This is a genomic window from Paenibacillus sp. sgz302164, from assembly GCF_056120505.1.
The window spans coordinates 446,215-463,911 of the sequence record NZ_JBVYOL010000003.1; the positions used below are offsets into that span (position 1 = coordinate 446,215).

15 protein-coding genes and 2 pseudogenes are annotated in these 17,697 nt (G+C 43.6%); 3 read left to right on the forward strand and 14 right to left on the reverse strand.

The window, feature by feature from the left end; all coding sequences use genetic code 11:
• Positions 1–83 precede the first annotated feature (83 nt).
• Both AC0LWT_RS07775 and AC0LWT_RS07780 read right to left on the reverse strand, forming a co-directional pair.
• A complete protein-coding gene (locus tag AC0LWT_RS07775; RefSeq protein WP_474680656.1) occupies positions 84–806 on the reverse strand; it encodes an aminotransferase-like domain-containing protein in 723 nt (240 codons plus the stop codon).
• Positions 727–1,680 (reverse strand): aminotransferase-like domain-containing protein, encoded by a 954-nt coding sequence (locus AC0LWT_RS07780; protein WP_474680657.1) that lies wholly within the window; start codon positions 1,678–1,680, stop codon positions 727–729. The genes AC0LWT_RS07775 and AC0LWT_RS07780 overlap by 80 nt, the downstream gene beginning before the upstream one ends.
• Before the next feature lie 129 nt (positions 1,681–1,809).
• Between AC0LWT_RS07780 and AC0LWT_RS07785 the strand changes: the two genes are divergently transcribed.
• Together AC0LWT_RS07785 and AC0LWT_RS07790 are read left to right on the forward strand one after the other, a co-directional pair.
• The gene (locus AC0LWT_RS07785; RefSeq protein WP_474680658.1) at positions 1,810–2,409 is read left to right on the forward strand and encodes a GNAT family N-acetyltransferase; all 600 of its coding nucleotides are present in this window, start codon (positions 1,810–1,812) and stop codon (positions 2,407–2,409) included.
• 70 nt (positions 2,410–2,479) lie between these two features.
• Complete coding sequence (locus tag AC0LWT_RS07790) at positions 2,480–3,787, forward strand: aminotransferase class I/II-fold pyridoxal phosphate-dependent enzyme (RefSeq protein ID WP_474680659.1); 1,308 nt, start codon at positions 2,480–2,482, stop codon at positions 3,785–3,787.
• A gap of 40 nt (positions 3,788–3,827) precedes the next feature.
• Here the strand turns inward: AC0LWT_RS07790 and AC0LWT_RS07795 are convergent, their stop codons facing one another.
• The 5 genes from AC0LWT_RS07795 to AC0LWT_RS07815 form a co-directional block, all read right to left on the reverse strand.
• Complete coding sequence (locus AC0LWT_RS07795) at positions 3,828–6,509, reverse strand: bifunctional diguanylate cyclase/phosphodiesterase (RefSeq protein ID WP_474680660.1); 2,682 nt, start codon at positions 6,507–6,509, stop codon at positions 3,828–3,830.
• Positions 6,510–6,821: 312 nt separating this feature from the next.
• On the reverse strand, positions 6,822–7,325 hold the full coding sequence (locus tag AC0LWT_RS07800; RefSeq protein WP_474680661.1) for a fibronectin type III domain-containing protein: 504 nt from the start codon (positions 7,323–7,325) through the stop codon (positions 6,822–6,824).
• Between the two features lie 107 nt (positions 7,326–7,432).
• Positions 7,433–8,005: a carbohydrate binding domain-containing protein gene (locus AC0LWT_RS07805; protein WP_474680662.1), complete on the reverse strand. Its 573-nt coding sequence runs from the start codon at positions 8,003–8,005 to the stop codon at positions 7,433–7,435.
• Between the two features lie 235 nt (positions 8,006–8,240).
• Positions 8,241–8,396 carry a hypothetical protein gene (locus tag AC0LWT_RS07810; protein WP_474680663.1) on the reverse strand — a complete coding sequence of 52 codons (156 nt, stop codon included), beginning with the start codon at positions 8,394–8,396 and terminating at the stop codon, positions 8,241–8,243.
• Between the two features lie 21 nt (positions 8,397–8,417).
• Positions 8,418–8,843, reverse strand: coding sequence for a right-handed parallel beta-helix repeat-containing protein (locus AC0LWT_RS07815; protein WP_474680664.1), 426 nt, complete (start codon positions 8,841–8,843; stop codon positions 8,418–8,420).
• Here AC0LWT_RS07815 and AC0LWT_RS07820 point away from each other — a divergent pair.
• A pseudogene (locus AC0LWT_RS07820) lies at positions 8,837–9,141 on the forward strand (transposase); the annotation flags it as partial. The gene AC0LWT_RS07815 and the pseudogene AC0LWT_RS07820 sit on opposite strands and share 7 nt — an antisense overlap.
• A gap of 155 nt (positions 9,142–9,296) precedes the next feature.
• Here the strand turns inward: AC0LWT_RS07820 and AC0LWT_RS07825 are convergent.
• From AC0LWT_RS07825 to AC0LWT_RS07855, 7 genes and pseudogenes are all read right to left on the reverse strand, one after another.
• Positions 9,297–9,446 carry a hypothetical protein gene (locus AC0LWT_RS07825; RefSeq protein ID WP_474680665.1) on the reverse strand — a complete coding sequence of 50 codons (150 nt, stop codon included), beginning with the start codon at positions 9,444–9,446 and terminating at the stop codon, positions 9,297–9,299.
• Positions 9,447–9,701: 255 nt separating this feature from the next.
• Positions 9,702–10,208, reverse strand: a complete 507-nt coding sequence (gene rfbC / locus AC0LWT_RS07830; RefSeq protein ID WP_474680708.1) for a dTDP-4-dehydrorhamnose 3,5-epimerase — start codon at positions 10,206–10,208, stop codon at positions 9,702–9,704.
• A 60-nt stretch (positions 10,209–10,268) separates the two neighbouring features.
• Entirely contained in the window at positions 10,269–11,198 is a 930-nt protein-coding gene (locus tag AC0LWT_RS07835) for a glycosyltransferase family 2 protein (RefSeq protein WP_474680666.1), read from the reverse strand.
• Between the two features lie 67 nt (positions 11,199–11,265).
• Positions 11,266–11,622, reverse strand: a pseudogene (locus AC0LWT_RS07840) (sugar phosphate nucleotidyltransferase); the annotation flags it as partial.
• A gap of 54 nt (positions 11,623–11,676) precedes the next feature.
• A complete protein-coding gene (locus tag AC0LWT_RS07845) occupies positions 11,677–13,188 on the reverse strand; it encodes a lipopolysaccharide biosynthesis protein (protein WP_474680667.1) in 1,512 nt (503 codons plus the stop codon).
• A 30-nt stretch (positions 13,189–13,218) separates the two neighbouring features.
• Positions 13,219–15,351: a DUF7657 domain-containing protein gene (locus AC0LWT_RS07850; RefSeq protein WP_474680668.1), complete on the reverse strand. Its 2,133-nt coding sequence runs from the start codon at positions 15,349–15,351 to the stop codon at positions 13,219–13,221.
• Positions 15,352–15,574: 223 nt separating this feature from the next.
• Positions 15,575–17,695: an ArnT family glycosyltransferase gene (locus tag AC0LWT_RS07855; RefSeq protein WP_474680669.1), complete on the reverse strand. Its 2,121-nt coding sequence runs from the start codon at positions 17,693–17,695 to the stop codon at positions 15,575–15,577.
• Positions 17,696–17,697 lie beyond the last annotated feature (2 nt).

The window sequence follows — 17,697 nt, forward strand, 5'->3', positions numbered from 1 at the left end:
TAAACTAGCAAATCTTTGAAATCGTATGAAATAAATTATACATGAATGCCGGCATAAATGCCGACATAATTTGACAAAATCATTTAAAAATTAATATAACTTTCTGCCCAGACCTGCCGCATCCGCTCCACCCCAAGGCGCATCTCCTCCGCGGAGAGATGCGCGAATCCGAGGCATGCCCCCGCGCGCCCCGGGGGCAGCCCATAGCGGCCGGCGTCGCTCCACGACACGCCGGCGCGGCGGCACTCGGCTACATAGCGGGCATAGGCGCGGGGGTCCCCCCGCCACCAGCCGAACAGATGCAGCCCCGCATCGCTCTCCACCCACTCGAAGGGGGTGGAGAGCTGCTCCTGCAGCAGCGCCTGCAGCTGCAGGAACTGGCCCGCGTACACCCGCAGCATGCGGCGCAGGTGACGCTCGTACCCGCCGCTCGCCATGAAGGCGGCGAGCGATCTTTGTTCGAGCAGCCCCGAAGGGTGCGGCTCGAACAGCCGCTTCGCGGCGGCAAAAGCGGCGTGCAGCGCCTCCGGCAGCACGGCGTAACCGATGCGCAGATTCTGCAGCATCGTTTTGGAAAAGGTGCCGATGTAGACCACCCGGCCCTCCTGGTCCAGCACCTTGAGCGGCTCGATCGGCCGCCCGCGGTGCCTGAATTCGCTGTCATAGTCGTCTTCGACGATGACAGCGCCCTGCTCCGCCGCCCACCGCAGCAGCTGCCGGCGGCGCTCAAGGCCCAGCACAGCCCCCGTCGGGAACTGGCGGCTGGGCGTGACGAACAGCAGCCTCGCGTCCCACGGCTGCGGCACAAGCCCTTGCCCGTCCACCTCGGCCGGGACGGGCACGCCTCCGGCCGCCGTCACGGCGCGGACGGCGCCGGAATNTGGGCGTGACGAACAGCAGCCTCGCGTCCCACGGCTGCGGCACAAGCCCTTGCCCGTCCACCTCGGCCGGGACGGGCACGCCTCCGGCCGCCGTCACGGCGCGGACGGCGCCGGAATAGCCCGGGCGCTCGACGATGACCGGATCGCCCGGCTCCACGAGCAGCTGGGTCAGCAGCGCGATCGCCTGCATCGACCCGTTCACGATCACGATGCGCTCCGCGGGCGCATCGATCCCCCGCGATCGCCGCAGGTGCCGGGCGATCGCTTCGCGGAGCGCACGATGCCCCTCCGCGGCATACTCTTCCTCGTGCGGCGATTCCGTCATCCGCCGCACCTGCTCATACACGCAGCGGTTCCACTGCTCCCGCGGAAAATAAGCGCGCGACGCCTGTCCGAACTGAAACGAGATGCTCCGCCCCCTCTCGACTTCCCCCGTTTGCCCGTCTTCCGCCGGATCGCCGGGCCACCCATCGTCCGTTTCGAGCCGCTTGGCCCAACCCGATAGCTCCAGCGGCTTGCCAGGGGATGGTTTGCGCTCGCCCGTGCCGCCCTGGTAGACGACAAACGTGCCTTTGCCGACCTTCGCCTCCAAATAGCCTTCGGCAATCAGCATATCGTACACCTGATTGACCGTCCCGCGCGAAATCCGGTACATGGCGGCAAGCTCCCTGGTCGACGGCAGCTTCGAATCCCGTTCCAGCGCCCCCCGCACGATCGCGTCATGCAAAGCATGGTACAGAGCCAAATATTTACTCGGGTACATGTCCCGGTACGAACCAAAAGGAAGATGAAAGTCCATACGGCCCCTCCTGTCTTTTATCTGAAAAGTGGTACATAAAAAATCGCATAAAATGGATCTTTTGACGAACCCATATGTCCGTTATTCTATTACAAACGAATCCAACGCAAATGACAAGGAGAACATGAAATGAATCTCACCCCTCTTACCCTGGAAGGAGAGCGCGTCATCCTCCTTCCTTTGGAACTGTCGCACCTGTCAGGTCTCGCGGAAGCGGCGGGCGATCCGGCCATCTGGACTTATATGGAACCGCTGCTCGAGCCGGCCGGTTTGCAGCGCTTCGTCAAGCATGCCTTGCAAGAGCAGGAGGCGGGCCTCGGCCTTCCCTTCAGCGTTTTTGATAAAGATACGAACAAGCTCGTCGGCAGCACGCGGCTGTTTGACATTTCCGTGCCCCACCGCCATCTGGAAATCGGCCACACCTGGTACCATCCCGGCGTATGGCGGACGCGCGTAAATACGGAATGCAAGTTTTTGCTGCTCCGCCACTGCTTTGAGGCGCTGGGCACCGTACGGGTGCAAATCAAGACCGATCTTCGCAATCTTCGTTCGCAGACCGCCATAGCAAGGCTCGGCGCGCACAAAGAAGGCGTTTTGCGGCAGCATCGGGTGCTGCACGACGGTTACATCCGCGATACGGTCATGTTCAGCATCATTGATCGGGAGTGGCCCGATGTGAAAGAACGGCTGGAAAACTTTCTGAACAAAAAAAATGGGCGTACGCCGTGACGTTCCCTTTCGAAGATGATATAATAATTCCTAAAAATGAAAAGCTCATTGGAAGGAATGACCCTAACCTATGAATCCTCTGGCACGACAGTTAAACGAGACCTTGGAACGTGAAAATTCTCACGTGTACGACATGCTTTCGGCATTAGGCAAATCCATTTACTTTCCGAAGGAAGGCATTCTCAGCCAATCCGCTGAAGCCAAGGCGAAAGCCAAGAAATACAATGCTACTATCGGTATCGCCATTGAAAATGGACAGCCTATGCACTTGAAGGTCATCCAAGACACCCTCTCCACTTACGCGCCAAAAGATATATATGAATACGCTCCTCCTGCCGGCAAACCGGAGCTGCGCGCCGCTTGGCGCAAAAAAATGCTCGAGGAAAATCCGAGCATCGCGGACAAACGGATCGGCAATCCGATCGTCACCAACGCTCTTACCCATGGGCTCAGCATCGCGGCCGATTTGTTCGCGGACGCGGGCGATGCCGTTATCATTCCCGACAAAAACTGGGATAATTACGAATTGACTTTCGAAATCCGCCGCGGAGCGACAATCGTCAATTTCCCGCTCTATAACGAGCACAACCGGTTTAACGCAGCGGGACTGCGCGACGCTTTGCTGGCTCAACAGTCGAAAGGCAAAGCCATCGTCGTTCTGAACTTCCCGAACAATCCGACCGGGTACACGCCTGATGCGCAGGAAGGCCGGGAAATCGCCGCAGCGATCCGCGAAGCCGCAGAGGCGGGCATTAACGTCGTAGCGTTGACGGACGACGCTTACTTCGGCCTTTTCTTCGAAGGTTCCTTGCACGAGTCCCTCTTCGGACAGTTGGCCGGTCTTCATCCGCGCGTATTGGCGGTCAAAGTGGACGGCGCGACGAAAGAAGAATACGTCTGGGGCTTCCGCGTAGGCTTCATCACTTACGCCGGCGGCAGCGATGCGCTTCTCGCCGCTCTGGAACAAAAAACGATGGGCATTATCCGCGCCACGATTTCCAGCGGACCGCACCCGTCGCAAACGTTCGTGCTGCACGCCCTGAATTCGCCTGAGTTCAACGAGCAAAAACAGGAAAAATTCGAAATTATGAAAGGCCGCGCCAACCGCACCAAAGCCGTCCTCGACAGCGGCAAATTCGATGATGCATGGAGCTACTATCCGTTCAATTCCGGCTACTTCATGTGCCTGAACTTGAAAACCGTCGATGCGAAAGTGCTTCGCCCTCACCTGATTGAGCAATACGGCGTTGGCACGATCGCACTCGGAGAAACGGACCTTCGCGTCGCATTCTCCTGCATCGACGAATCTCAAATCGAGGATCTGTTCAACTTGATCTATCAAGGCGTCAAAGATATAGAAACCATTGCCGCCAGATAAGAGCCGGCACAACGCAAAAAAAGCACCTTTCTAACCGCCGTTAGAAGGTGCTTTTTCCCATATCTCTGGCATAATCGGCTATTTCCGCGTATTTATGCCGGAAAATTTCCGCGTTCATCGGCTTGGCGTACAAATAGCCCTGCACGACTTCGCAGCCGAGCTCGCGCAAGCATTCAACCTGCTCCCTGCTCTCCGTCCCTTCCGCCAGCACGGAAATTTCCATCGATTTCGACATGTCGATAATCGCTTTAATAATGGCGATATCATCGGAATCGTGAGGAATATCCCGGATGAAAGAGCGGTCGATTTTTATGAGATCAATTGGGTAGCTTTTAATGTAAGACAAAGATGAATAACCTGTCCCAAAATCGTCAACCGATAGATGAAGGCCGGTTTGGCACAATTGATTCAGCAGCTCAAGCGTTCCGGGATCGTCCCGCAGCAGCATGCCTTCCGTAATTTCCAGATACAAAAGCCCGGGGTCCAGCCCGGTTTGCACCAGCACTCTCCGGACCGCGGAAATAAATCCAGGCTCATGAAGCTGCCGCGGAGAAATATTGACGCAAATATGCATCCTCGGCAGCCCTTTGGATTGCCATTCCACCATTTGCAGGCAGGCCGACTTCAAAACCCATAACCCGATCTCTACGATTTGGCCCGTATCTTCCGCCAATTGTATGAATTCGCCGGGATAGATAAGCCCCCACTGAGGATGGTTCCAGCGCAGCAGCGCCTCTGCTCCGACGATCTCCCCCGTTTGGTTGTTCACCTGGGCCTGGTACCAAACTTCGAACTCGCCCCGGCCCAACGCGCCGGCAAGATTTTTTTCCAGCAAAAACGAGTTGTACGACGCCGTTCTTTCGGCAAATGGCTGATAAATTCTAAAATTGTTTTTGCCAGAGCGCTTGACGCTGTAACCGGCAACCTCCGCCTGCTGCATCATTTCCGACTCGCTTTGCCCCGTGTAATAAACCAAACCGATGCTGGAGGTTAAGTAAAACACCTCCCCGTTAATTTCCCAAGGCTTCCGCAAGGCATTCAGCAGCCGGTCGGCTACCTGCAAAGCCTCCTCCTCCGCATGAAGGCCCGACAGAAGCAGCATAAAACTATCGCCCCCTACGCGAGCAACGGTGTCCTGCTCCAGCATACATTCTTTAAGCCGGGCTCCCATCATCTGCAAAAAATAATCTCCAGCCTCATGACCTAGCGATTCGTTCAAATTTTTGAACCGATCGCAGTCCAAATAGAGCAGGGCAAACGACTCTTTCCGGTCTTTAACGCGCTTTATTTGCTCGGCCACTTTCAACGTCATAAACCGCCTGTTGGGCAATCCCGTCAACGAATCGAAGTAAACCATTTGCTCCAAGGAATGAGCATAATTTTTAATGGCGGTAATATCTCTGGAAACGAACATAACATACTCGATTTCGCCTTCGACGTTCATAATCGGGTTGATATGGGTCTCCAACCATGCATAGCTATTTTCCTGCACACTCCAAACTCTTGCTTCCAGCGTAAGAGATTTGCGCTCGCGAATACTTCTCTGATAGTGATCGATAAGTTTAGGCAAATCTTCTTCATGAATCAAAGATTGCATCGAGATTTGCTCATTCTGAGTAAATTTCCGGTACGATGGGGACAAAAAGGTCAGCTTGCCTGTTATATCGCGCAGACAGATGAAATCGGACATATTATCGGCGATCAGCTGGTACCGAAATTCGCTTTCCCTAAGCTTGTCTTCCGATCGCTTATGGTCAATTGCCATGCCCACAAGCCTGGAATAGCCCTCTAGACTCTCGACATGGCGCAGCTCCGGTCTGGACACCGTTCCGGCGTACATCGCGAATGTACCCAGCACTTTGCCGCTGTGCGAAAAAATAGGCGTAGACCAGCAGGAGCGAAGGTCGTGCTCCAGCGCAATTTCGCTGTAACCGATCCATAAGGGATCGGTTGCAATATCCTCCACGATAACCGTTTCACCGCAGTATGCGGCTTTGCCGCAAGAACCGACATCAGACGCAATGCGGCTTCCGTTAATAAAAGCGGTATACGCCGCCGGAAGCGAAGGCGCCGACGCCGTATGCAGCGTATTTGTCTCCTCGTCCACGAGCAAAATCGAACAAATCCGGTTCTGATGATTCTTTTCGATGATCGATACAATGCTGTGCATGATCTCGTTCATGCATGTTCCTTGAACGATCGTCTCCAGTATTTGAGCCTGTTCGTGTTTCAACTGCTCGGATACTTTCTGCTCGGTCACATTTTGCGCGAGAAGAAAGCCTCCCTTATGTCCCCCCATTTGCAAACGGAAAACGACGGATACGTCTAAATAAATGACCCTGCCGTCCTTGCATGTACACGCTGCGGAGAGCGGCCGCTTGCTTGTTTCCGCATACTGCCGCGGATTTGCAACCATATCTTTTAAACGCGCGTGGAAAGCAGCGTCGGACCGGAACAGATCCGTTATATCGGTATTTTCAATTTCAGCAAAAGCATATCCGAACACAGACAATCCCACTTCGTTAGCTCGGGTAATGCGTCCTTCCGCATCAAAAGAAAAAATAGCCGTCAAATCATTATTATGTAACGATAGAAACAAATCTTGATATTCTTTCGAAAGTCTCGCTTTTCTCGCATGCAACCAATACGTTAAAATGACGCATAAACCGGACACGGCAATGAGAAAATAGAGGGCACTAATTGGAAAAGGATTATCGGGCATAACACTCTTCATCCTTTCAAAAGAATCCATCCAACATTTACTATATCACAGATTCGACATCATTCTTCAGAATTCTTCTTTTTTAAAAGCCAACTGCAATCGCGACCGCAAAAAAAGCAAAAAGCCTTGATCATCAAGGCTTTTTGTGCAATATTAACGCAGTGCCTGCAATGCTGTTAGCGCTTACAGCGATTTACTCAGGCCGCTATCCTTTCACTTGTACGATCACCCGTTCGCTGGAGGCGACTCCAGCATAGTTGACCAGCTCGGCCCGATATTTATAGGTGTCGGGCTGCTTGTTCGCAATCGTCGTCACTGATGCCTCTGCGCCTGCGGCGTTTGATCGGTCAGCGTCTGCGTATCGATGAGCACGCCATTTTCATACAGACGATATTCGGCGCCGTTGTTGCCCCACCACATGTTCATGTTCACCTTATAGCTGCCGTTATACAAAAACGTATAGCTGTTTGAACCCCCGTTGTTTGTAATTGTTACAGGCTCACTCGGCGTCATCGTCGCAATCACGCTGCCGCTTGTCAGAGCAATGCTGCTGTAGGTAATGGCAGCGGTTGGCGGAGTCGCATCCGCCGTTCTTACCGATGCAGTCAAACCGGTTGCGCTCCAATTCCCGGCGCTGTCGCCAGCCGTTACTTTGAACGTGTAATTCGTGTTTTCCGCAAGTCCGGATACATCGCAAGCGTACACATTTCCCGCTTCGGTGGCGAGCCAACGCCCTTCCGCATAAATCCGGTACTGAGCGACGCCTACATTGTCCGCTGCTGTGGGCCAGTTTAAAGTAAGCGACGCGGGGCCCACATTCGCTGCCGTGGCAGGCTTCCGTCAGGCCACACCGAGGCCACAGAATCCGCGGAGCAGCACTGAAAGCATCGAAATAGCCTGTTATGCCTCCGTCCAGCACCGCGCTATTCGCAACGCGTAAGACTGCCGCTGTTCACTTTTATCGTGAATAACTTCCAATCGCCGCTGTTTCCGATAATCGTCTGCCCTATCGTTTTCTCCGCCGTATCCAGCACTTTGAATACGACTACTTTCGTGGAATCCCCGTTTTTGTTCGTTTTGGCATAAAGGGAAAATATGTAATCCGTGTTTTGTTTTACACTGATACCCTGCCTGATTCCTCTATAGCCACCCTTGCCCGACAGCTTCATGGATTGGATGCCGTTTGCCGTATGGTTTTGCTCTGTCGTAAAAGAAAATGGAGAAGCCGCGTCCCCATAGCCATAAGACCAGGGCACAGTGCCTGTAGTTGCAATTTCAAAATCGGGGTTCAGCACCAGGTTTGTCGGCCTCTGGCCGGCGGCTCCGCCCGGCGGTTTATTGTCGGCTGCCTGGTATTCAAAAGCGCCGATATCGGGCTGCCCGTAGTACAACGGATTGCCCCAGAAATCTTTGCGCTGTTGCCCGGTACTGCTTTGCCGGCGTTCAGCGCCGGCGACTCCGGCTTCAGATGGTATCCGTCGAGACCTGTCTTCCAATCTCCGCCTTGCCCCGGAGCCACGAATAACGGATCCGCTGTGATTGAATAAGGATCGTCGGGGATAGCGCCGGTCCCGGTATAAACGTTGAAATCGTATACAATATCCTACTGGTACATGCCTCCGGCACCAAACAAAATATTGTTCCATATTTTCGCGCCCTCGCTGTAGTCTGTGCCGCCGTCGCTGCTTATTTTGATAAAACAAGCCGGACAGTAAATATCGTTGGCAATGGTCAGAAAAAATTGTCGTGGCTGTAATTGTACTGGAACACGATGCTGCCGCCATTGTAAATGTCCGAATCCAGCCCTTGGCCGTCTGAAATTTCTTTCACTGTTCTGGCCAGTTCGTTATATTGAAAAGTGGCATTTTCTACGCAAGTCGGGAACATGCCCGCAATCCATTTAAACCCTTAGCCGTTGATCCCGGCGGCCAAAACCGTATTGTACTCGACCAGCACGCTTTTGGCCTGCGCTGCGATAATTCCGTCACGTCCCGTTTTGTTGACGATATTGTTGCTTATGACGATTCCATCGGAAGTGCCTTCAGAAAAATGGAAAATGCCCCCGCTCGTTACATCGTGCACATTGTTGCCTGATACGAGCACATCGTTAAAAATGCCGTAAAATTGTATGGCGGCTGATCGCCAAACGTCGCCATCGGTGCTTTTGTGAATGCCTTTTAGGTTATGAACATCCAGATTCAGCAGTTGAATGCCATGCAAAGGTGCGCCTGTCGAGCCGGACTCGTTGCCATGAACGAAAATTCCGTTTCTTTTGTCCGGCAATGCAGCGTCATTTGTAATTTCCAGGTTCTCAATCGTCCAATATTCCCGCATATGAGAAATGCACGAAAGCGGCAGGCAACAGAGAATTTAGAATAGGTATAGCCTATCTTCGCTACAAAGAACAAGCTAGAGAACAACTATGGAGTGAAGAAGGCAGAGCCCTATCTGTGCGTCGGATGATAGAATGTGAAAGTGTGTTTGGTCAGAGGAAAACAACCAGGGCTTCCGTCGATTCCTGCTTCGCGGCTTACCCAAAGTAGGCTTAGAGGTCGGGTGGCTTTCGCTTGCCCACAATTTGCTGAAAAAAGCAGCAATATGCAACAAAAGCATAACCGCTATGCAAGGTTAACCCCTTGCATAGCGGTTGATTTCACAAATATCTTGGCAAATAAAGAACGGGGCTGAACGAGCAGTAGCTAAAATTACTTTCGGGGCAGCCCTAGCAAGTTTGATGGTTCAAGGAACCCCTTGTCCCATCTGCCTTGGCGAATGCCAAGAGGCTAATTATGTACCAGGAGGAAGTTGAAGGCCTTCCTCTGGCGTAATAATCGCTTTGGCATTATGCGGACGTGCAACGATACCGCCCTGACTAAACTCCAAAATATCGTCCATTATTATGTTCATACCAATCTCGGAAAACTTTTCAATAATCACTCGCGCACGATTTTCCCTTGTCCTGCGCACTCTTGTCAGAAGTTGATTTAATTCCTCAATCTTAGTCAACTGGTGCCCTAGAATATCTATTGTTTTACCTTTATACTTGGTGCTTAATTCTACTTCGGAAATTATACTTCTGCGCCAATCTCATGGCCAATCCATTGAGCTTCTATAACTCCGTCAAAGGTATCTTTAACTTGATCTGTTATTGCAATAACCTGCAGGCCAAGGCTCTGCTGCTTTCTCCCTCTTCTAAAAATTGATCTCTGTGTCTTTCAGCAGCGGGTGTTTTTGATCTTTATCCGAAAGAATCGGTTTGGAAGTTGGCCAATCAATATCAAGAGCCGGGTCATTCCACATAATACCGCGATCATGCTCTTGTGAATTGTAGTCATCAACTTTGTAAAATACTTGTGTATTCGGCACAATCGTACAGAACCCATGAGCAAAACCTTTCGGAACAGGAAGCTGGCACTTATTGGCTTCACTGATAATAACCCCAACCCATTGACCAAAAGTAGGTGATTCCCTGCGAATATCAACCGCAACATCAAAAATCGCTCCAGATGCCACTCGAACAAGCTTTGTTTGGGCTTTTGGATCTAGCTGATAATGCAAACCGCGCAGGACACCCGTTTCTACGGATAATGAATGATTATCTTGTACAAAAGGAAAATCAATCCCATGTTCCGCGAATTTTCGGCTACTATAGCTTTCCATAAAAAAAAGATTGTCACCATGGACATCGGGCTCAATAATTTACAGTCCTTGAAGCTTTGTTGAAATAACTTGCACGGAGAGCACCTCTTATAATATTAATTATAATTTCAATAAATATCCGACATTCCTTAAAAAACCAATTTTAAAAAATTTATGTTTGAGCACTGTAAAAACTTTTTTTAAATAAGTTGCCCTTTCAAGCTTTAAAAACTCCGTTATAACTTCTTTATGAACCTGGTCAAGTTTCGTACCATAGGAATTCAAAAAATTCTCTGCCTGCAAGAAATTCGGTCTTAGCGTGTATTCCTTTTCAAATGCTTTCTTAACAACATATTGAAGATTAAACTTCTTAGCACCAACATTATTATCAAAATGCTGCCTATACAAGACTGTTTTCTGATGTAGCGGTACAATTTCCCCGAAAACACTAGCAACCAATCCTATCCACCAATCATGCATGATTGCGTCTTGATGGATCGGTACACATTTTTCCGCTAGTGATCGATTTATCATCATCGTACAACCTGTAATCACATTTTGGACGAGTAGTCTATTTATTGAATCCTTACTTGGATCTAAATTTTGGTATAGCCAAAAAGAAGGTGCAATTTCCCTAAGCGTGACGTCTACAACCTTTAAATTCGTATGAATTAATACAGGTAGCTTATTATTCTTATTCTCACTGGATTGCATCTTGTTTAAGGATACCTCGAGCTTTTCCGGTAGCCATATATCATCTTGATCAGCAAACATAAAGTACTGATTGCGGGTTTCTTGTAGTGCAAACTGCAACAACAAGCAAAAACTCATACAAGCTCCGACGTTTTGATTCGACTCAATAAGAATAGTCTGAGGATGAGATACCTTAAATTTTTTGATTAACTCAATTGTATTGTCACTCGATCCATCATCACGAACATATAGATGAAAATTATTATATGTTTGCTGTAATAATGAATCCAAAAAATCCTGCAAATAAGCTTCACCGTTATATGTAGATAATAGAATGCAAATTTTTTGCTGCTCCACGATTGAGTTTTCTCCCCACGGCTAACGCTTTTATTTACTTCATTTTAATTCTTTAGAAATATTACGCTTATAATTTTAGTTTACCAAATTCCTTACCAAACACAATGTTATTGGCTAATTCATTAGCTTTCGCTAAAGAGGCATGTGTGCCAGCGTAAGTCCACCAGCCTTTGAGGATATCGTAAGTCAGTTCACCGCGCTGAATATACGCATTGTTTGCATCAGCGACTTCAAGTTCACCTCGGTCTGATGGCTTTAATTTTTTAACAATATCAAATATGGTACTGTCGTACATATAAATGCCATAGTTGCTTTTAGGCTGATCAGGCTTTTCTTTAATTGATACAATTTTATTACCATTCAGTTCAGCAACTCCAAAACGCTGCAGATCATGTACTTCTTGTATGAGAATTTTCGTACCCTTTTGAACTCCGGTTTATTAACTGTCCTTACGATTATTCCTTTTTCCTACATTTGCCTATCGCTTGATCGAATATTTTATTATATTTCTTAAAAACTGATATTCATTTGAATTTCTAAAAATAATAGAATTAATGACACAGGGAATAGCTATACATATCATTGATTTAACAATAAAGCCAATGATTTTGCTGCTTATATCAAAAAGGCTACAAATATAAATTGAAACAGCAACGTCCATTACCGTTATTAATAAGTATATAAAAATTAACTTTAAATATTTTACATAGCTTAGCTCAAAGAAACTTTTAAAAATATACTTGCTCCTTAAAAAAGAGCATACAATAATACCTATTGCCGTACCTGCAAAAATTCCTGTCATACCATAAAAATAACCCAATATTATGGAGCAAGAAACGCTCAACAGCGCTTCTATTACTGCATTTATCTTATCTTTTTCAAACAACCCTACTGCATTAATTATTTTCTTTAATGGGTCGAATAGCAAATTTAGCAGAAGATTCAACACAGCCAATTCTATTGAAAAATCAACTACTTTGTACTGATCCCCTAAGAAAAGGGAAATAAAATCACCCATGAGGGCATACAATCCGCAAGCTACTATAGAAACCACGAAAAAACATATAAATGTGCTTTTTTTAAATATTTCATAGGCTCTTTCCTTGCCATTGGTGACATAAAGATTTGCAAGGCTTGCCTTATATGAATCAACAAATTGTCCTGCAACACCGTTTGCTATGTTCAGTATTAGAAAGTAATTAGTATATAGACCAAGAGTAACCAATCCCCCAAAAACCTGTATTACCAACGAATCTTTATATGTTGCCAACCCTGCGCATATACTATAAATTGCAGTATTTTTTGTGTCTTTTATTATTTTTTGTTTTTGTTCTGGCAGTAAAGGTATTTTTCTGTTTTCTTTAAGAAAGGGATAAGCCCTGTCTACATAGTTAGAACGCAATATATTTCCTGCTATTTTGATAATTATGCCCGAACATATATATAAAACATAGTCCTTCGTCAATATTAATACAATAATGCGAACAATCAATATTACCGTATTTGTGCCAGCTTCAAACATGGTGGATACGTAATTTTTTTGGTCAGATATCAAAATAACAGATTTATATGAAAATAAATATGTTACTACACTTTCAAGTACAAATAATGCAAATACCAAACGCAAATATGACAAGCTTAGGGTTATTTCAATAATATCTCCAATGAAAAAGGTTAGAACAATGCCTGCTACTAGTGTAAATACCGCAAGAAAAATATATACTCGCCGCAAATGGTTCATTAAAGCTGATATTTGCACTTTATCATGCCTTGCAAGAGGTAAATATAAATTATAAGATACAGCCCACGTTAAGCCCAAGTCCGCAAGGGTCATAAGCCCCAAAATGCTTGTGATTGTTGTATTTAATCCCGTTAGCTCAAGACCTAAAGTTCGTATAAAAATTATACGGTTTAAAAAACCGAATATAACATAGGAAAACTGATATATTAAACCCGATATACTGTTTTTTAGTGTTGAATCAAGTCTCATATGGCAACTCACTCTTACATCAAATTAATTCTATTGCTTATGATAGTAAATCCCAAACCCCGAAACGCTATCATTATACACTAAATCATAACCAAAATGTGATAAATCTGTTTTAGAGACAATATATTCTATATCCATTCTTTTCGCATCTTCTGAATTTAAAATTATTTTAATTGAATCTGGTGCCATTAGCAATATATCTGTTTTGTCATTCGTCAACTCTACGCCAGTATGAGCATATCGGTTATATATGTTTTCATATGCCCCCTCTTTGTCTAATTGCTTCCATTTCTCATAATCAGGATATGAATTGATAGCGTTTATAGATCGTATTCCATTTGCTAAAAGATAGTTGCTGTAAGGAAATTCAGCATTAAAAGCCCATAGTTTATTTGGGTTTTCACTTTCTATTTTAACTATTTCTTTTGATAGTCCACTTGTAAAAAATGACCCTGTTCCTATACTTATTGGATTTATTGTCAAACCACTAACTACAACCATAGCGCATACTAAAAACATTGCTGTTTTCTTATAGCCTCTAGCAAAGGAGAAGGAAAATAATGCAAAATATGAAACTGTCATTCCAATTGGTACAATAGCGGCAACTCCAAGAAAATTGAGAAATCCTCCTCCGCTATATCTTAAAGTAAAAAATGCAACTATTAGAACCACAGCCAAAGAAACTAACACAGCCATTCTCTTATTAAGCCACTTTGACTTGGAAAATTCAGTAACAGCAATTATTGATAAATATATAGAAATAAGACCAATTATCATGGTTAGTCGGTTTGGTGTCACAAAGGAAAACAAGCTATATTTTAAAATAAAAGCAGGATATTCAATGAAAAGTAGAGATATTAAAAACAGTTCATAACCATACAAGACCTTATAAAATAACCTGCCAGTTCTATATATTATAACAGGAAATACAATTAGTATAACAGGCAGAAATGGTATGAACCCTGCTACTTCACAGTTGTTGGCAATGTTGCTTGATTTTATAGGCAATAGCCATTGCATGAAATAATAATAAATGTATTCGGGATTATATCCCCCACCCGACCACGCTCTAGACGCTGGATATACCGTTTGTGAAATAAGCAATAAACCATCTTTGGATATTACAAAAAATCTATATGCTACAAGCATAACTGACAGAAGCAAGACTATAAAAATAATTAAATCATTCTTATTAAACTTTATTAAATCCCTTTTGGAACTAAGCTCATATGCAACAATCATCAAAAAGAGATAAGAAAGAGGAACCTGTAATGGGGGATACATAGCCAGTAAAAAGCCTGCACCACCTATAAGCAATAGTAAAGCAGCAAGAATTTTTTTATTTAAATTGGTTGGATTGTTTATGTATAAAATAAACGAAGCAATACAAACCTGGAAATATATTATTATATCAACTAGTCCTTGCCCAAACCACCACTGCATAGCAGGATTTAAGGCAATTAATAAAGCAAAAAGCATTGATAGCCTTTTCCTGCCGCCAGAGAAAAAGTTGCAAACCTCATAAGATGACAAAATGAGCGCAAAGAGTTTCAAAAAATAATGCCAGCTCATACCTATTGTCTTGCCAAAAAATAAATAGCCCAACATAAACGGTTTAGAGATCATTGTTATATCCCAAACCGGAAGCCCCATTACAACTGCATTTGCTCCCTGTGTCATTATATCCTTGTTATAGAGGGGAAATCCGTTATCAATCTGGCTAAATATTGCTGGTAGGGCTATGCCCCACACATCGCTCGTTATATCACGCCACATGCCAAATATTATATTTATGCCGTTTTCGGTATTTACAAATCGATCCCATATACTAAAGGAAAAGCCATTCAATGAAAAGATTAAAGTAAATATAAACAAAGCACAGGAAACTAAATATCTTTGCTCTATGAGCAAATTAATATAATCTCCATTTGTACAGATTTTATTAAAATAACGGTATAATCCATACAATAAAAAAACAAAGCAACATATTATAATACTGCTTTTTAGTGTGGTAGTCATGGATATTGACGTCGCAGGGTTATATCTTCCGAATATAACCCTGGAAACGACAATATTAAAGAAAAACAGCATATTCATGCCCAATAGCAACCAAATAAACCAATATTTTTTAATGTTCGCAAATATTTTTTCCAATGCAAACACACTCAACTTCCTATTATTCATTCTTTTATTTTAGTTGCTAACGCATTAATATATGTGGCTGTTTTTATGTCATAATATGTCTCCAAAGTAAAGATTATCCCATTTTTCCCAATAATAACCATTAAAACTTTTACTCCCTGCTCAACATCTTTTTAAAGGATGTTACTTAATTCAAGAGATAATATGGTATCTTGTATTTCAGAATTTTAGTTTTCGGCGTATGTTATTCTGCATTATTAGAGCCATAAATCTTTCCGTAAATTTTACCATGTATTTTTTTATTAACATTACCGTATATATCCCCAAATACATTTCCGTATATTTCTTCGTTTACATTTCCGTATATATCTCCATGTATATCTACATATACAGGATACTCAACATCACCATAATAATTTGAATATACGTCTGGATAAGCATTTTCCATAGGGGATTTGCCCTTTTTAGAAACATCTTTTTTCTTTTCTTCAGAGAACCAACGGTAGTATTCATCCTTCATTATTTTAACTGCTTCATATTTTGGAACTACCTTATATAACGCCATTGCTCTATTTTCTCTGTATGTGTTGAATTCTCTTGGAAATTCTTTTATGAGCGTAATAGAATAGTCACTGTTCTCAAAAATTATATTATCGAAGAAATTTCTCATACTGGCACTGGAATATTTATCGGAGTAATCAAAATAGAGTAGATTTTGGTTCTCCTCCATATATTCTTTAAGCTTATGATATGTATTAAGCACAGGTCGAATGTTATTATAAAGGGTAAATCCATTTTCATATTCACCTAATACATAGTTATTTCCTGCAAGCTTACCCAGTTCAATCATTGTGTCGCGTTCCGAAAATGTTGGATTAATAATTACATATTTAGCAATGAAGCTAATATTCAGAATGACACAGGTCAAAACGGCTATTACAATACTTTTTTTTCTTAAAGTTATTATTGAATTCTTATACAGATCATATAGCATCAAACACAGACAAACAGTAAATGGTGCAAAACCTAATATGAATAAAAGTAATTTATCTAGAGAGTCATAATCTAGCCTCGAAATATCATTTGTAAACATAATTCGATAAGTAAAGAGAATGAATACTGTCAGAATAATGAATACTAAATATAATCCAACTATCAGTTTTATTAAATATGGTTTTTTCGAAAGTACATTAAATTGTTTAGAGTTATTAAAACTCTCACAGATACTATTAATATTTGTGAAAATAATTTTTCTGCACAAATAAGAAATTATAGCCATAAATATAAAGTATGGATAGAGAAGAATTAGTTTTCTAGTAATATAGTCTTCTGAAATTATTGTTTGCAATAAAAAGCCTAAAATAGCCGTAAGTAGAAAAAGAAGCACTGTATCTTTCTTTTTAATAAAGGTAATAATTGAGACTGGCAGGAATAGCAAAAATGTATATATAACGATTAAATTATATAGAATTGGATTAGCGCTAAAAAACCTAATTATAATTTTAATTATAGCTTTAATCGATATGACTGATGAATAGCCAGCAGATGATGAAAAATCAAATACTGCATTAAACATATTGAACAAAGCAGATGTTTTCCAAACTGTAAAATAATATAGCTCACATATTCCATACATGAGCAAAGAGCCTAGAATAAAGAATAGAAGGGCTTTAATAAATTTCTTTTTTTCTTTATTAATCAACAAATAGAGTATAACTAGTCCGCAAGGCAAATAAAGAAATACATTGGTTATATATACCAAGAAAACCGAAAACGTTACAAAAAAGCCCATCAAAAAAAATCTCAATCTATAACTATTATCAAGTTTTAGATATAAATAAAATACCAGTTGTGTAAAGATCATTCTAACAATTGAGGGTTCCACAGTTCGGCTAGCAATAAAAAAGACAAAATTTGAAACCAGCAACAATAAAGTTGCACACATTATGAATGTTTTGTTTAAATCATTGTCGCCATATTTTTTAATTATTTCTCTAACAATCAAAAAGAAAAGCAAAAGGTTTATGATACCAAATACTACGTATGGAATACGTAAACCATAATAGTTATCCCCAAGTATAGTCAAGCCAACATAATCAAAAGCATTTCCTAATAAATTCGTTCTGACATGCGGAGGAGTATAAAAATCATATTCAAAATCCCCCCCCGTGGGGTTTACCGTGTTGTAATTAATTTTATTTAATGCCATCATGGCATAACTGCCCTCGTCAATTGGCTGATAGGATGTTAATCCCCATGGGGGTAAATCTCTATCTATATGAACAAATCTCAGTACCAATAAGGCAGTTATAAGTGCTATTGTAATTATAATTAGTTTTTTAGCATTTGGTGACTTCGTTTGCACAG